At 35.4% G+C, this 16,360-nt stretch carries 11 protein-coding genes and 2 pseudogenes; 9 read left to right on the forward strand and 4 right to left on the reverse strand.

The window, feature by feature from the left end:
- Window positions 1-217: 217 nt before the first annotated feature.
- A protein-coding gene (gene prfB, locus OZD62_RS02175; protein ID WP_141456981.1) for a peptide chain release factor 2 occupies window positions 218-1,322 on the reverse strand; the annotation gives its coding sequence in 2 pieces (ribosomal slippage) (window positions 218-1,246 and window positions 1,248-1,322; 1,104 coding nt in all).
- A 153-nt stretch (window positions 1,323-1,475) separates the two neighbouring features.
- Between prfB and mgtE the strand changes: the two genes are divergently transcribed.
- Window positions 1,476-2,846, forward strand: a complete 1,371-nt coding sequence (gene mgtE, locus OZD62_RS02180; RefSeq protein WP_006280192.1) for a magnesium transporter — start codon at window positions 1,476-1,478, stop codon at window positions 2,844-2,846.
- A gap of 255 nt (window positions 2,847-3,101) precedes the next feature.
- On the opposite strand, the gene OZD62_RS02185 is transcribed toward mgtE, so the two are convergent.
- Window positions 3,102-4,562 carry a TrkH family potassium uptake protein gene (locus OZD62_RS02185; protein WP_095742676.1) on the reverse strand — a complete coding sequence of 487 codons (1,461 nt, stop codon included), beginning with the start codon at window positions 4,560-4,562 and terminating at the stop codon, window positions 3,102-3,104.
- Between the two features lie 266 nt (window positions 4,563-4,828).
- Between OZD62_RS02185 and OZD62_RS02190 the strand changes: the two genes are divergently transcribed.
- Entirely contained in the window at window positions 4,829-5,761 is a 933-nt protein-coding gene (locus OZD62_RS02190; protein WP_010082544.1) for a hypothetical protein, read from the forward strand.
- Window positions 5,762-5,833: 72 nt separating this feature from the next.
- Here OZD62_RS02190 and OZD62_RS02195 read toward each other — a convergent pair whose 3' ends face one another.
- A complete protein-coding gene (locus tag OZD62_RS02195; protein WP_070356802.1) occupies window positions 5,834-6,850 on the reverse strand; it encodes a substrate-binding domain-containing protein in 1,017 nt (338 codons plus the stop codon).
- Between the two features lie 141 nt (window positions 6,851-6,991).
- Here OZD62_RS02195 and dcd point away from each other — a divergent pair, with 141 nt between their 5' ends.
- Window positions 6,992-7,549: a dCTP deaminase gene (gene dcd / locus OZD62_RS02200; RefSeq protein WP_274979108.1), complete on the forward strand. Its 558-nt coding sequence runs from the start codon at window positions 6,992-6,994 to the stop codon at window positions 7,547-7,549.
- On the opposite strand, the gene OZD62_RS02205 is transcribed toward dcd, so the two are convergent.
- The gene (locus tag OZD62_RS02205; protein ID WP_275019340.1) at window positions 7,550-8,560 is read right to left on the reverse strand and encodes a hypothetical protein; all 1,011 of its coding nucleotides are present in this window, start codon (window positions 8,558-8,560) and stop codon (window positions 7,550-7,552) included. It lies immediately after the preceding gene.
- A gap of 281 nt (window positions 8,561-8,841) precedes the next feature.
- Here OZD62_RS02205 and OZD62_RS02210 point away from each other — a divergent pair, with 281 nt between their 5' ends.
- From OZD62_RS02210 to OZD62_RS06115, 6 genes and pseudogenes are all read left to right on the forward strand, one after another.
- A complete protein-coding gene (locus OZD62_RS02210) occupies window positions 8,842-12,177 on the forward strand; it encodes a glycoside hydrolase/phage tail family protein (RefSeq protein WP_275019341.1) in 3,336 nt (1,111 codons plus the stop codon).
- 57 nt (window positions 12,178-12,234) lie between these two features.
- A complete protein-coding gene (locus OZD62_RS02215; RefSeq protein ID WP_022626257.1) occupies window positions 12,235-13,050 on the forward strand; it encodes a hypothetical protein in 816 nt (271 codons plus the stop codon).
- 355 nt (window positions 13,051-13,405) lie between these two features.
- Entirely contained in the window at window positions 13,406-14,608 is a 1,203-nt protein-coding gene (locus tag OZD62_RS02220; RefSeq protein ID WP_448128795.1) for a multidrug effflux MFS transporter, read from the forward strand.
- 133 nt (window positions 14,609-14,741) lie between these two features.
- Complete coding sequence (locus tag OZD62_RS02225; RefSeq protein WP_275019342.1) at window positions 14,742-15,812, forward strand: ankyrin repeat domain-containing protein; 1,071 nt, start codon at window positions 14,742-14,744, stop codon at window positions 15,810-15,812.
- A gap of 28 nt (window positions 15,813-15,840) precedes the next feature.
- Window positions 15,841-16,224 (forward strand): annotated as a pseudogene (locus tag OZD62_RS02230) (ankyrin repeat domain-containing protein); the annotation flags it as partial.
- Between the two features lie 3 nt (window positions 16,225-16,227).
- Window positions 16,228-16,360, forward strand: a pseudogene (locus OZD62_RS06115) (ankyrin repeat domain-containing protein); the annotation flags it as partial.

Raw genomic sequence — 16,360 nt, forward strand, 5'->3', positions numbered from 1 at the left:
ACATAGAAATTTTTTATAACAAACAACGTCACTATTAACTATTGCATTCCAGAACAATTTGATGCATCATCCTTTTTGTAAAAAACATTCCACACTTTCTCTCCACTTTTTCTGGGTAAGGTCACTTTTCCACTGATCATATTTAATCGCCATAACTTTACTCCTACTTTAACAATATTTTAATTATCATATATTATGGCAAGAAAGTCAACCCTACCTAATTTTGCTTAGTAAGCACACTAACTATGAAACAATCTATATTACCATCAAAAACAGAATTTATATTGCCCACTTCATGTCCGGTTCTTAAATCCTTCACCATTTGATATGGATGCATAACGTACGATCTGATCTGATTGCCCCAGCCTATATCGCATTTTTTACCATATTCTTCAGCCATTTTCTGTTCTTTTTTTTCCAGTTCAATTTGGTATAAACGTCCTTTAAGTAATTTTAACGCCTCATCTTTATTTCTGTGTTGAGAACGACCATTTTGGCATTGAACTACAACACCAGTTGGAATATGCGTAATGCGTACCGCACTTTCAGTCTTGTTCACATGCTGACCGCCTGCTCCGGAAGCACGATAGGTGTCGATCTTTAGATCCTTTTCATCCACAGCAATATCAATTGAATCTTCTATCACTGGAGTTACTCCTACACTTGCAAAACTGGTATGACGTTTACCATTTGCATCAAATGGCGATATTCTAACCAGCCTGTGAATTCCACTTTCACTTTTTGCCCACCCATAAGCTTTTTCTCCAACGATTTTTATCATTGCAGACTTTATACCAACTGACTCTCCTTCTAATTTTTCTACAACTTCAACTTTAAAGTTGTGATAAATTTCTGCCCACCTTATATACATGCGCATCAGCATTTCAGCCCAATCATTGCTCTCGGTTCCGCCAGCTCCTGAGTGGATTTCTAAAAAGCAGTTATTATTATCTGCTTCACCAGTAAATAAGGACTCTGTTTCTTTATACTTGATTAATTTCTCTAGCTTAGCTAATTCATTTTCAACTTCAGAGAAAAATTCTTCATCATTTTCATCAATAGCAGACTTCATTAAGCTGATGGCATCGTTGTAATCGCTTTCCAGCTTTAAAAACGACTCTACGTCATTCTTAATTTTAGAACGTTCTTTTAAAACTTCTTGTGCTTTTTGGTTATCTTGCCATAGGTCATCATTCGACGCTTGGGAGTCAAGCTCTTCAAGACGCAACTTTAATTTTTCTATGTCAAAGACACCTCCTGATAAGAGAAATACTTTTATTTAAGCTTTGAAAGTGTTCAAGAATTTCTGGATAAGTTTTCATTATACTTTAGATTTTAATATATTTACTATCAATAACAATAACAGTAAACAAAATAGAAATTTAACCATATGATAGTTAATTTAAATAATTTCATTATACTTTAATGTTTAAGGAAATCAAGCGCGTATATTTATTAAAAAACAAGGTAAAGTAATGAATATTGAAATAAGTTCCCATTATGGTTTAGACAAAAAGGCTATTGATGACTTAATAGAGTCACTTGATAACGAGGAGCTAGAGAATGTTCGTAATATTGTAAAAACGATAGACAGTGTTCAGTTAGCTTATTTTTTATCTACTTCGATCAGTGATCACAGGGAGAAATTAGTTAATATCCTCGATCAACATTTGTTAAGTGATGCCCTAGTGCATGTAGTGCCAGATTTACAAATAGAGATCATAGAAACATTGGGAATAGAAAATACAGCAAAGTTACTAATGCTCCTTGATGTAGAAGATATAGTAACCATAGTGAAAGATTTAGATAGAAAGTCTGTAGAAAATATACTTTACTATTTGCCCAGCAAAACTCAGAAATCGGTAGAGGAGTTGCTATCATATCCAGAAGAAAGTGCAGGAAGGTTAATACATAAAGATATGGTTATAGCTCCATATTATTGGACAATAAATCAACTGACAGAATTTGTGTGCAACTATAAAAAAATACCAGAAAAATTTCACCAGATATTCATTATCAACTCAAAATTAGAGCCTATAGGCAGTGTTAATTTAAATAAGGTAATATCTCACTCAGGAGACACAATAATAAAAGAGATAATGGATCATGACATAAAAATCATTAAAACTGGAATAGACCAAGAGGAAGTAGCAAGAATATTTAAAGATTACTCTCTATTATCGGCTCCGGTAGTAAATAAGAATGGTAAAATTATTGGTGTGATCTTAATTGAAGATGTGATAAAAGTTGTTCAACAAGAAACAGAAGAGGATGTACTCAAAATAAGCGGTGTATCTTCTAAAGCCGATATAAATGCCCCTATACATAAAACTATAATTAAAAGGCTACCTTGGTTACTGTTTAACCTCTTAGCTGCAACAATGTGTTCCATAGTAGTTGGCTTTTTCGATGATGTAATAAAAAGTTTTATAGTGCTGCCAATAATCATGCCGATAATTGCATCAATGAGCGGAAATGCAGGATCCCAAACAGTAACGCTAACCATCCGGGCAATCGCAACAAAATATCTAACTGAGCAAAATGCAAAAAGAATACTGATGAAAGAATTTTTAATAGGTCTTATAAACGGGGTGATCTTATCTACTATTTCATTAGTAGTGTTAGCAATAAGGTTTCACAACTTCAAAGTGGAGATGATTTTTGTGGTCTCCATGATTATGATGTCAATTATTGCAACGTTCATCGGAACTTTCATTCCTATAATGCTTCATCGCTTAAAGTCTGACCCTGCCGTTTCTTCTTCAATCCTAACATCGGCAACAACTGATATTCTCTCAGCTTTTATATTTCTTGGTTTAGCTACGATCTTTTTATTAAATAGCTAATACTATCTATAGCTATACCGCCGCGAACCGTCATGCCGCGATTCATTCGCGGTATCTCTTAGCATAGATCCCGCTAACAAGTAGCGGGATGACGAGAAAGGGGCTACTTGGATGACATTCTTCTTGGTGTGCCCAAATCACAATGTTCGTACATCTGTGGATTTATTCGCGGTATAGATATCGCTAACGAGTAGCGGAATGACGGTTTTTCAAATTGTCGTAAGTCAGTTTAGCTATAATATCAAGTTTCACCAACTATTTCTCTCTATTAAATAAGAATAAATTACCTATACAAAAATAGATTGGCAATATTTCAAGTCTGCCAAGCAGCATTAAAAACGATAGAAATAATTTTACTTCATTACTGAAAGAAGAATAGTTACCTGAAGGACCTATTAAGTTGCTGAACCCTGGACCAGAGTTTGTAAGCGTTGCAGAGACTGAACTGACGCTAGTTATAAAGTCTGCATTGCTTAAGTAAGACATCACTATTGATGAAATGGTAAACGTTAACATGAAAATTGCAAAAAATATAAAGACAGAGTGAATTTCATCATTCTCCAGGGTTTTTCCATTGAATTTTACTCCATTGTCTGCATCAGGGTTTAATAAAAGGTAAAAGTAATTTCTTATAGACCTTAAAAGAACAATCAAGCGGAAGATTTTGACACCACCACTTGAAGAACCACTACATCCACCAACAAAGGTGAGAAAAAAAGCTAAGACTGAAATGAAACTCCAATCTATATGATTACAGATTGCATAACCAGTTGACGTAATCAAGGAAGTGATGGTAAATGTGCTGCATCTAAATGATAACGACACTCCTAAATCAACATTTTTATACAACCAAAAACAAGCAAATAAAGATGAGATAGTAGCTATCTTAACAAAGTAAGAGACCTGTTCATCATAGCAAATGTCTAACCGTCTTATAATTTTTAAATAGCTAAGAAAAGGCAGAGAACCCAAAATCATAAAAATGATCGTTATGACTTCTAACATAGGGTTATTATAGTGCCCTATAGAATCATTATAGTTAGCAAATCCACCAGTTGATACAGAGGACATTCCGTGGCATATTGCATCAAACAGTGGCATACCAGCTAGATAATAGGAAAATATACATAACAAAATTAAGCCATAATATATTGCCGTAACATGAATCACTACGCTTCGCGTATTCGGCAACTTCCTTTTGGTAGCATCTGAATACTCAGAATAAAGTAAATTATTTAGGCTGAGAACCTTAAACATAGGAAAAACTGCAATTCCTAAAGTGATTACACCAAAACCCCCCATGCCATGTAGCATTGCTCTCCATAGCAGTATTCCTGGAGATTGTTTTTCAATATCATTAAATATAGTTGCTCCTGTGGTTGTGATGCCAGATATCGTTTCAAACAATGCATCAACATAGCTCAGATTATCAAAATAGAAAGGAATAGCTGCAAACAGAGACAAGGCAATCCAGGTGCAACTAGTAATCGCAAAAATTGCTGGCATTCCATGCAATCTACTTAATTTACCGAGTAAAATAAAAATTGCGCCAGATGTGCAGGTAATTATGAATCCAGCGAGGAAATTTTTCCATTTGTAGCTGAGACATTTATTAGTAATAGCAGGAATAAGCATTGCTAAGCTAAACAGCAATAGGAATATTCCCACAATAAATACAATTGAACGCAAATTTTGTAAACGTTGATGATTTTTCATAGAATTACTTCCTCGCTATACAAAGCCATAAAAGCTACTCTAACGTCAAGCATTTTGTTGGCCTTTATTAACAGTTATTAACAATATACTTGATTTACTTGTAAATATGTGTGATAATTAAATTTTTATTAGAGGTAAGATATGGTTGAATTAACTGATATACAAAAAAAATTCGAGCTTCATTAATTATAGCAATTAGCAATAACTACCCTCAAAAGGTCCAGGGCATATTCGACAATAATGAATGTGATAATATACAAGCAGTTTTGAACCACGAGGGGATTGGGGCTGGTTACAAAGATAATTTTTTAGATTTTGCTATTATTGGTCTTGACGCTGGAGTTAAAGTTCAGGGAGAAATTGGAGAAAACGTAGAGATCATTAAACAAATTTGGAAAGTTGCTAATCAGAAAACTCGTGATTTTGTGTGTTGTCGTGCAATAGAGAGTTTTCGAGGATTTGGCCTTTATAACATACCTGCTCTTAAAACAGTTATTCAAGAAATAGAAGAGCACAAGAGGGTAATGGATCTTGATATGGCACTAAGGCGTGCAATAAGAAGTCTTAATGTTGATCAAGTTAAAACAGCACTAGAGAATTGCGGTGAAGATGTAGAAAGTGTTTTGACGCGAAATGTATATTGGAGTGATGCTACTGATATTGATTGCTTGTTAATTTATCCTCTGATGGTTGACTATGAAAGAAATCTTGGCAAAGAAGAATTTGAAAAGATAAAAGAGATCACTAAACTTCTTTGGGATAAAGCTTCCCCTGATGTTCGTAACTTCTGGCTTGAAGACCACATGGTTAATAGAGAAGGTCAAAATACAGAAGATAACTATATAATAGGTTCTCTTGAAAAGCAACAAAAAGAGTATGCTAATATAGCTGGTGAGGGATGGCTTGAAGACTTTATTCAAGAAGTTAAGGGTTATAAAAAGGACAGAGAAATAAAGCTTAATGAATACAAAGGGAAGATCGCTCTAGGCGTTGTTGGACTATGCGTAGTTGGTGCTATTGCAGCCTATGTGCTGGCATATCCTGTAGTTGCATTAGTTTTAGAAGTTTCAGCAGTTTCAGCATTGGCTGTACTAGCTTATATTGGAGGAGTTTGTGAGAAATCAGAAAGTCCAAATACGAAAAGTTTGAACCCGGTTGTTTCTGGGTGTTGCAACAACGCAGAACTGCCTAATCAGTAATCCATTGTCATCCCAGCGCGCCGCGCTGGGTCTGACTACGCTAGAACAAAGAATATAAAAGAAACGTTGCCGTCACGTTATATCATAAACCTTTGCTGAAGCTTTCTTTATATCTTCACTTGAAAGTGGAATTAGACCAAGCCTAGATAGGTACCCATCTTCAATGCCGATCGAATCTATAATTTCTTTTACGAATTCTCTTAATCCATCAACAGTATCCAAGTGTTCCCTCTTTATGTAAAGGTATAGAGGTCTTGCTAATATATATTTTCCCGATGATATATTTTCGTAAGTTGGCTCAATTCCTGCAATTGTGCTCCCTTGTATTTTATCTTGATTCCTCATTAAAAAGCTGAAACTAAATATCCCTAAGGCGTTCTTGTTACTTTTCAATTTTTGTATTATTATATTTTCATTAATTCCAACTTCTATATACCTTCCGTCATCCCTTATATTACCACATGCTTTCTTTCTTTCTTCCTGATCTTTATAATTCTCTTTGAAAATTCTCGAGTTCATGCATGAATATTGATCAAGCATAATAGAATTAACCAAAGTTTCGTATGTACCTGTATTTTGATGTGGACCATAAATTTCAATTTCTGTTTTTGGTAAGGCTTGATTGACATTAGACCAAAACTTCTTATTATTTTTTACTAATTTATCATTTTCTTGAGAATATGCAGATAAAGTTTCAAATAAGTCCTTCTTTGTGAAATCAAATCTATGGCTTTGATTTGAATTTGCAATGACAACTCCATCATAGCCAATGATGATTTCTATCACTTCATTAATTTTATTCCTTTTACATAGTTCTCTTTCTACTTCCTTCATAGGGCGAGATGAAGTGGTGATGTCTGGAGTGTCTTCCCCTATTCCTGAGCAAAACATTTTGAATCCTGATCCACTTCCTATCGATTCCACAACTGGAGTCTTAAAGGAGAATACACGGTTGAACTCTTCGGCTATAAACGAGATAAAAGGAAAAACAGTTGAAGATCCAACAATTCTGATGTATTTCCTGGCATCAGCATTTGATAGCGGCGTGAATAATACGAATACAAAAATCAGGAGAAAGTTTCTAAGCATTATTTTTAGTTAAGAACATAAATCTAATTATTGTAATAAAAAATCAAACTGAAAAGCTTTAATTGCATGACAAAAGCTACAGTTTACATTTAAATTTTATTTTATATTATTGTAAGTATTACACAACTTTAAGGGGCAATTATGGCAGTTATGCCAGATAAATGGATAAGAGAAAAAGCTGAAAATTTTGGAATGATAGAACCTTTTGTGAACCACAAAAGCAGCAAAGGTGTTATATCTTTCGGACTATCATCTTATGGTTACGATGCAAGAGTGGATAATAAATTTAAAATTTTTACTAACGTTAATTCAGCCATCGTGGACCCTAAAAATTTTTCTGAGAATAGTTTCATAGATAAGGAAACAGACGTATGTATAATTCCACCAAATAGCTTTGTGCTTGCAAGTACAGTGGAATATTTTCGTATACCAAGGAATGTACTGGTCATTTGTGTTGGTAAATCAACTTACGCAAGATGTGGAATTATAGTAAACGTTACTCCCTTAGAACCTGGATGGGAAGGTCATGTCACACTCGAATTCTCAAACACCACTCCACTTCCTGCGAAAATTTACGCTAATGAAGGCGCATGCCAATTCGTATTTTTAAGCGGCGAAAGTGAATGCGAGAAATCATATGATGATATGAAAGGAAAATATATGGATCAGCATGGTATTACTTTGCCGCTGGTGAAATAATTACTGCTTTCGTTGTGAGCTACCAAACTGCTCTATAGACAATATTCCACTATCACCAGATAGCAAAGTTCGCGCTGATTGACTTTGCTTAAGATGTTTAATTGCTTGCTTTTTGTCAGTTCCAGTGCGCATACTGCAGCCAAGTTGGAAATCTATTCCATTTTCAACAATGTTACATGAAAACCCCATAGCAGTAGCGAAACCTTCTTGTTTATTAGTAGCATTTCCGGTAACAACACCACAAGCAGTGAAGTTACGATCATTTCCAACTGTTCGCATCATCATTCCACCATCTCGTATACCATCATTATTTATATCCTTTGCTATAACGGTCTGGTCTACAAATCGCGTATTACCCACTTCTCGAGATATTACTTCTACAGTCGGTTGATTATGTAGTTGACCATTACTTACTAATGCTTGATTATATGCTGAATGGTGTTGTTCTGAATTACTTTGACTATTACTCCTTAGTTCATTTTGCTCGTGCTCTTCATTATTTTGATGTTGGTCAGTTCCTGATATGCTAGCTTCTTTTTCAACACGCTCATTGTATTCTTTATCATTACTTATCTCAACTTTATTTACTGGTTGACCTTGACTGTTTTCTATGTCTTTTTGACTAAACATGTCTTTATTGATGTAATAAAAAATAAGACCAGGTATCAGTGAAATTATTAGATTTAATACAATGCACGGAATTAAAACCACGGTAGCAGCTATATAGATTAGAGAGCTAACTATAAACTTTATTACTTTAGATAATTTAGAATCATCTTTTTGAACATTAACAGCATTCAAAAAAAGCATAGTTAAGCTAAGAGATAATGCTGTTATAGCAGTAGGCACGATGATTGGAACAAGTAAAAAAGCATTGATTAATTTTTTTCCAGAACTAGTTGGTTTAGTGCTATTATTCAGTGATGTAAGATAGTTTTGACCAACATTAGTAATCCATTTTGTACCAGACAAGACTCTTTTACTATTCTCTTCCGACATTTCAAATTTCATTGGCACCCCCAGATTATAATGCTAAATTGTACTAAAAATTAATATAAAATCAACATAAATTTTTCACTTCCGCACTTTTTCATTGTTGCTTACAATAACTATAGCTACACGATTTACTTGTGTGCTTTTCTTAATTAAAAACTTCAACTATCCATTGTAAGCTGCTGAATTTCTTATCATAGTATCTGTCATCCCAGTACCACTTTCTTGTCATCCAAGTAGCGTGACACTTGGATCTTCTCTCAACAATTTCAAAAAAATCTATTAAAAGGAGGATTACCATGTCTACAATAATTTTATCATCAATTTTTGGTCAAGCAGGCAGCATTTTTGGTCCAATTGGCCGGATTATCGGCTCAGAACTCGGTGCTCTTCTTGGTGCACAGCTAGATGGGGCAATGTTCGGCCTTGATGCCGAGCAAAAAGTAACGCATGGTGCGAGACTAAAAAATCTGCAAGTTCAAACCTCAACCTACGGCAGAACGATTCCAATTATCTATGGCACTGCTCGTGTTGCAGGGAACATTATTTGGTCACAGCCAATAAAAGAAGAGGCGATAACCACCAAAAGCAAAATTGGAAGAGGTATGAACGTTACATATAATTACTACGCAACGCTTGCAATTGCGATCTGCAAGGGGAAAGTAGAAAAATTAAACAGAATCTGGGCAGATACAACATCACTTAGCTTTGATGAAATAGATTATACTTTTTACAGCGGCAGAGAAGACCAAAATCCTGATCCATTTATGTCATCAATTGAAGGAGAGGGGAATGTGCCGGCTTATAGGGGAATATCTTACATAGTCATCAAGAATTTTCCTTTAGCAGACTATAACAATCGCGTCCCGATATTTACATTTGAAGTGCGAACTGCATTCAAGCCCGTTGGGTTTTCAATAGCGGAAAATATTCGGAATATCAATATCATACCAGGTTCAGGTGAGTTTGTATATGATACAAAAATACAGAAGAAAATCGCGCAAGAGAAAATAAGCAGCAACCAATATATCCCATATGGGCTGGCGCAAAGGGTAAATCACAACAACCACACTAAAAAGAGCGATGCAATGCTTTCTTTGGATCAATTAAAAGAAGATTTGCCAAATGTTGAGTTGGTGTCGGTGGTAGTCAATTGGTTTGTGAATGATCTGAACATTAAAGATTGTAAAATATATCCTGCAGTTGAATTTCAAGATGATTCCGCAATATTACCTGATGATTGGCAAGTAGGGGGTGTAACCAGAGATAATGCTCAGCTAATTTCAAAAGATGCGAGTGGAAACCTAAGGTATGGTGGCACAGTTAGTGATGCAGCGTTGATAAGATATATAGAAGAGCTACACAGCAGAGGCTACAAGGTGATGCTCTATCCAATGCCCTTACTTGACACAAAGAACAAAGAGTGGCGAGGAAAATTGAGCGGGACCCCTGGGGATATAAGTGATTTTTTTGAGAATCAATATAACAAATTTATAGAGCATTATGCAAGCATTGCCAAACAAACTAAAGTGGAAGGGTTTATCATCGGATCTGAATTTGCGCAACTTACCAAAATCAGGGATGAACAAGGGAATTACCCTGCCGTTATAGAGCTAGTTAAGCTTGCAAAGCGAATAAAACTTCAGCTTGGAAAAGAAGTAACGGTAACTTACGCTGCTGATTGGAGTGAATACCATTCATATGATGGTTGGTATAATATGGATGAGCTTTGGTCTTCAGAGTACATCGACGTTATTGGCATAGATGCTTATTTTCCACTGACTGATGGTCCAGAACCTCCTTTTGGTTATTCCGCGGAAGATGTAATGGGTGGTTGGAGCAGTGGAGTGGGGTATGATTATTTCTATGATTACTCAAAGAGTGAACCTGAAAAAGTAAAGTATAACGACAGCAGGTATGCGTGGAAAAATATAGAGAAATGGTGGAGTGAAACTCACATAAACCCCAGTGGTAGTAAAACGAAATGGCAACCAAAAATGAAAAAAATATGGTTTACTGAGTATGGATTTCCCAGTATGAACGGCTGCACTAATGAGCCAAATGTGTTTGTTGATAAAGGCAGCATAGAGAGCAAATATCCACGATATTCAAACGGAGAGGTGAGCTTTCTTTCGCAAAAAATTGCAATTGAAGGAACGCTAAAGAAGTGGCAAAGCTCGGAAATGGTAGAAAAAATGTTTCTCTGGGCATGGGATGCAAGGCCATTTCCTTATTTCCCCAATTTGTGTGATATGTGGACTGACTGCCATAATTGGCAGACAGGACATTGGATTCAGGGAAAGCTTTCACAGCTTAATATTTCCGATGTTTTATCGGATCTATTACAAAAAGCAGGTTTAAAAAGCGATCAGTTCGATACGAGTGATGTTAAAGGATTATTGTCTGGATATGTAATAAATGACCAGCAATCGGTACGTTCAATTATTAAAATGCTGCAAAGTTGCTATTTTTTTGATGTGGTTGAACAGGACTCTAAACTGAAATTTGTCCAAAAGGGCAGGGGAGTTACGACTGAAATACCAATTGTTGAAACGGTTTTCAGTAACAATTCAAAACTTGCTAATATCAGTCAATTAGATTTAAACAATAAAGTTAACGTCGTTTATTTTAATCGCAATTTTGGCTATCCAATTGATGTTAAATATGCTGAGTTGCCAAAGCAAGGCGCTGCTATAACAGTTGAAATACCGCTCATTATGGAGGAGGGAGAGGCGCAAAATATCGCTGAGGTTTTACTTTATTCTTCGTGGCAAGAGAGAAATATATACAATTTCAAGCTACCGATAAAATATGCGTGGCTTGTGCCAAGTGATGTAATAACGATTTTAGACAGTGAGAAAAAACATACGGTGAGAATTATAAAAACGAAATTTGAAAGCATGTCCATTCAAGTAATTGGCGTTGGTTATGATCACTCTATATATAAGCTTTCTTTTCCTTCAACAAGGTCACTTATGCTGAAGGAATACCCTCCTTCTCATATCAGCAAAACCATCATAGAAATGATAGATTTACCGGATATTAAAGGTAATAGTGCAAGCTTTACTTTAATTAATGAGGAAAAGAATTGGAAAGGAGCAACACTCTTTATTTCGTACAACGATAAGGATTATAAGCCTATCGCAAACACAAACAAGCAGTCTACTTACGGATATGTAATGGAATCTACCGACGAGGGGCTTATAGTAGTGTTACGTTTTGGTGTATTGAGTTCTTCATATAACCATTATTTAAGTGATGGTGTCATTCCAGCGCTTGACCATATTTCTCCTGGATCCCAGTGTCTGGGCACTGGGATGACAGAAGAGGGTTTTACAAGCACTAATGTTAGTACTATAAATGTAAGCAATTTAGCACTGGTTGGAAAAGAGATAGTAAAATTTCAGAGTGCCGAACTTATAGATAAAAATAAATATAAGCTTAGCAACCTAATTAGAGGGCAAGAGGGCACCAAAGAGTATCAGCACACCGCAGGTGAAAAATTTACTCTGCTTGATGATTCAGTAATATCTTTCGAAGTGCAAAGGGGAAAAAAGTTTTACCTAAAAGCAGTGACTTACGGTGACTCGCTGGAAAATACGGAAGTGAAAGTGATAAATTCATTTAGTAATTGAAATTTAATAAAGTAAGTGCTAGAATTAATATACAGGTATTAATGGTAGAGATATAACATGTCAAAGGAAATGGTCAATGCGTTGAAAGCTGAAGTGAAGAAGCTCAAATATGCTGATTTCAAAGCTAACACTTGGGACGAAGTAATTTCTGGTGAGGGAACATATAAGGATCTTAATAGAACACACGGCCTTGCTATTAACGGACAAAAAATAACTAACGAATTTATTAACAATCTGTATTCAAAACATAAAAATCTAATTCTACGGGATGAAAACGGAAAAGGGAATTATCGTCCATTTCTCAGACAAATTTTTACAGAAATGTTTAAACACGTTGGTGCAACAATTCCCAATAACTCTATTATTGAGGAGTTAATAAATAACTATTATCAGGGCGGATATACTCATTTTCTTCCTAATGATATGAGTCAAGCTCTTGGATCTTTTCATTTGTCAACGCAAAGCAACTGTATGACAAGAGAGTATATTATGGATTGTCGTGAACCCAATTGTATAAAGCTTAGTTTTAGCATGAAATATACAAAAATGCTTAACTATGATGATTGTACATATATCGAAACACCAGGTTTTTGCAGTTCAGCGGAGTTTAAACTGAAATGTGAAGATAAAAATGTAACATATGAAGATGGTAAAGTACTTCTTACCATTCCTAAAGAGCTAAAAAACTACAAAGTAAGTGGTAAGAATTTGTTTGATGTTATTGTTGAATATTTTCAGAAGCTTTGCGAAAAATTGGGCTTTAAATTTGAGACAAAAGTGGAACATAGCCTTGGTGAACCACTAAAGGTAGTAAGTGAGGCAAATGCATCTTCTGTTGAAGACTTAAAGCTTAAAGTGAATAATCAAAGGTAAGATATTGAAATTCGTGCTTTTCATGATTTTAGCTTAAGATTTCAGTGTCAAAGCACATAACTGTACGAACATTGTGATTTGAATCCACTAGGAGGGTGTCATCTAAGTAGCCTCCTTCTCCTGTCATCCCAGTGCCATGACTACTTGGATCCAGAAACTTAATTGCAAGTAAGTAAACTGCTTTGATGAAATTGTATAATGGAAACTAGATCCAAGTAGTCATGGCACTGCCCTACTGGATAGAGCCTTCACAGGCTTTTTCTTGAATAGCTACTCTTAATTTCAGTAGTTAATTTAATATACTAATGAAAAAAATACATTATAATTAAGTATATTTAATCCAGTAAATCATTAAGTGAAAACAGCTCTTTCGCAAAATATCATCTCTCTTATTATGATATTGTCTGTAGCAATTGTCGATATGGCAACTGACCTATACTCAGTTGCACTACCAAGCATTGCCAATTATTTTAAAGTAGAAGGCAGTGTAGTGCAGCTTACAATTAGCTTAAATCTAGTTGGATTTGCGGTATCTGGCTTAATTTATGGTCCATTATCGGACCATTATGGTAGGCGTCCAATGATGCTGATTGGTATGACAATTTTTACTTTGGCAAGTGTCATGTGTTATATAGCCGACAGTATTATGCTCTTGATACTAATTCGCTTCATACAAGGGGCAGGAGCTGGTGTTGCAGGTGTTGTTGGGTATGCAGCAATAAGGGATATGTACTCGGGTAGTGAATACTCGAGAGTAATTTCAAAATTAAATATGGTTGTGGCACTCTCACCTGGAATAGCTCCAGTGGTGGGCAGTTATATAATTTCACATGGGTATCATTGGAAATTTTTGTTTTTTATTATGTCACTCGCGGCAATTGCTATACTTATTTTTATCTACTTTAAGTTACAAGAAACACTCACTGTAAATAAAAATGAAACCAGTATAACTAACATAACCACTAATATCTTCAAGCAATATATATCAATATTTAGAAATTATCGTTTCCTTGGGTTTTCAGCCATTCATGGATTAACTTTCATGTGGCTTTGGGCATACATTGCTAACTACCCGTTCATATTTGAATCGATGGGTATTGAAGTACAGTATTTTGGCTACCTCATATCGATCATAGTCATATTCTACATAATTGGAACTTTAATTAATAGAAGGTATGTACCAAAAGTAGGGGTTAGCAAAATGCTAATAATAGGTTTGGTGTTACCGATAATATCCGATAGTTTATTGGTATATTTTTATTTCGCGGACAAGTTGAATATATTCATTCTTCAAACTGCTTGGATTCCAGCCAATATCGGACTTGCATTAATAATAAGCAATAACGTAACTTCTGCTTTAGAAACGATCAAAGGTATAGGGCTTGGTAGTGCAGTCCTCTCATTCTGCAATATGATGTTTGGGGCTATTGGAATATATATAGTAGGAAAATTTTTTCGCTATGGTATTTTACCAAATTTACTATTAACAATAGCATGCTCTACAATTGCGATTCTTATGTACAGCCAGCTCAAATGTACTGAAAAACACAGGGAATAACCATTATTTGCGTGATCCAGAGCTCATGGGTTATTAATGACTTTATCATGATAATATAATTTTACAGGGGGTGAGAGCTCATAGATTATTAACGACTTTATCATAACAATATAGTTTTACAAAGAGGTGTAGGATGAGTAGTTCACAAAGTAGAGATAATTTTTTTAAGGCTGTTGAAAGAGGTGATATTGATGCAGTAAACCGTCTAATGAGTGAAGGAGCAGATGTTAAGGTAGAAAATGATAAAGGAGAGACTCCTTTACATATTGCTGCTGTATGGGGCCATAAAGAGGTAGTAGAAGCTCTATTGGACAAAGGGGCAAATGTTAATGCAGAAGATGAAGAGGGAAACACTCCCTTAGTTTTAACTACTGACGAAGAAATAAAAACTCTATTACAAAGCACAGCTAAATTACTTGAGGTTGCTAAAAGCGGTAATATTCAGGAAGTAAACAGTCTAATAAGTGAAGGAGCAAAGGTTAATGTAAAAGATCAAGATAACAAGACTCCTCTACATTGGGCTGCTGAAAAGGGCCATAAAGAGGTAGTAGACGCCCTACTGAAAGTAAATGGAATCAATGTTAATGCAACAGATTGGTCGCAAAAGACTCCTTTACATTGGGCTGCTGTAGAGAGCCATAAAGAGGTAGTAGAAGCCCTACTGAAAGTAAATGGGATCAATGTTAATGCAACAGATTGGTTGCAAGAAACTCCTTTACATTTAGCTGCTGTAAAGAACCATAAAGAGGTAGTAGAAGCCCTATTGGGAAAAGATGGAATCAATGTTAATTTACCAAATAACAAGAAAGATACTCCTTTACATTCTGTTCTTAAAAAGGACAACATAGATATAAATGTATTGAACGCTCTACTGGGAGCAGAAGGAATCAACGTTAATGCACAAGATGAATATGGCGAAACTCCTTTACATTTGATCCTTAAAAAGGGCAATATAGACATAAATGTATTGAACGCTCTACTGGGAGCAAAAGAAATCGATGTTAATGCACAAGATGGAGATAGGGCTTCTTTACATTTGGCTGCTGAAAAGGGCCATAAAGAGGTAGTAGACGCCCTACTGCAAGTAAAAGGGATCAATGTTAATGCAACAGATTGGTCGAAAAGGACTCCTTTACATATTGCTGCTGTATGGGGCCATAAAGAGGTAGTAGAAGCCCTACTGCAAGTAAAAGGTCGATGTTAATGCAACAAATCAGCAGAAAGAGACTCCTCTACATTGGGCTGCTGAAAAGGGCCATAAAGAGGTAGTAGAAGCTCTATTGGACAAAGGGGCAAATGTTGATGCAGAAGATGAAAATGGAGACACTCCTTTAGATTTAGCCACTACTCAAGACATACGAACTCTATTACAAAACACAGATGAATTACTTAAGGCTGCTGGAAGAGGTGATATCGATACAGTAAACGATCTAATAAATCAAGGAGCAAGTGTTAATGCAACAGATCAAGATGGAAAGACTCCTCTACATTGTGCTGCTAAAAATAGCCATGAAGAGGTAGTAGAAGCCCTATTGGGAAAAGATGGAATCGATGTTAATTTAGCAGATAAGAATAAAGATACTCCTTTACATTCTGTTCTTAAAAAGGGCAACATAGATATAAATGTATTGAACGCTCTACTTAGAAAAGAGGGAATTGATGTTAATTTAGCAGATAAGAATAAAGATACTCCTTTACATTCTGTTCTTAAAAAGGACAACATAGATATAAATGTATTGAACGCTCTACTGG

Source organism: Wolbachia endosymbiont of Drosophila seguyi (assembly GCF_028981765.1).
GTDB classification, from domain to species: Bacteria; Pseudomonadota; Alphaproteobacteria; order Rickettsiales; family Anaplasmataceae; genus Wolbachia; species Wolbachia pipientis.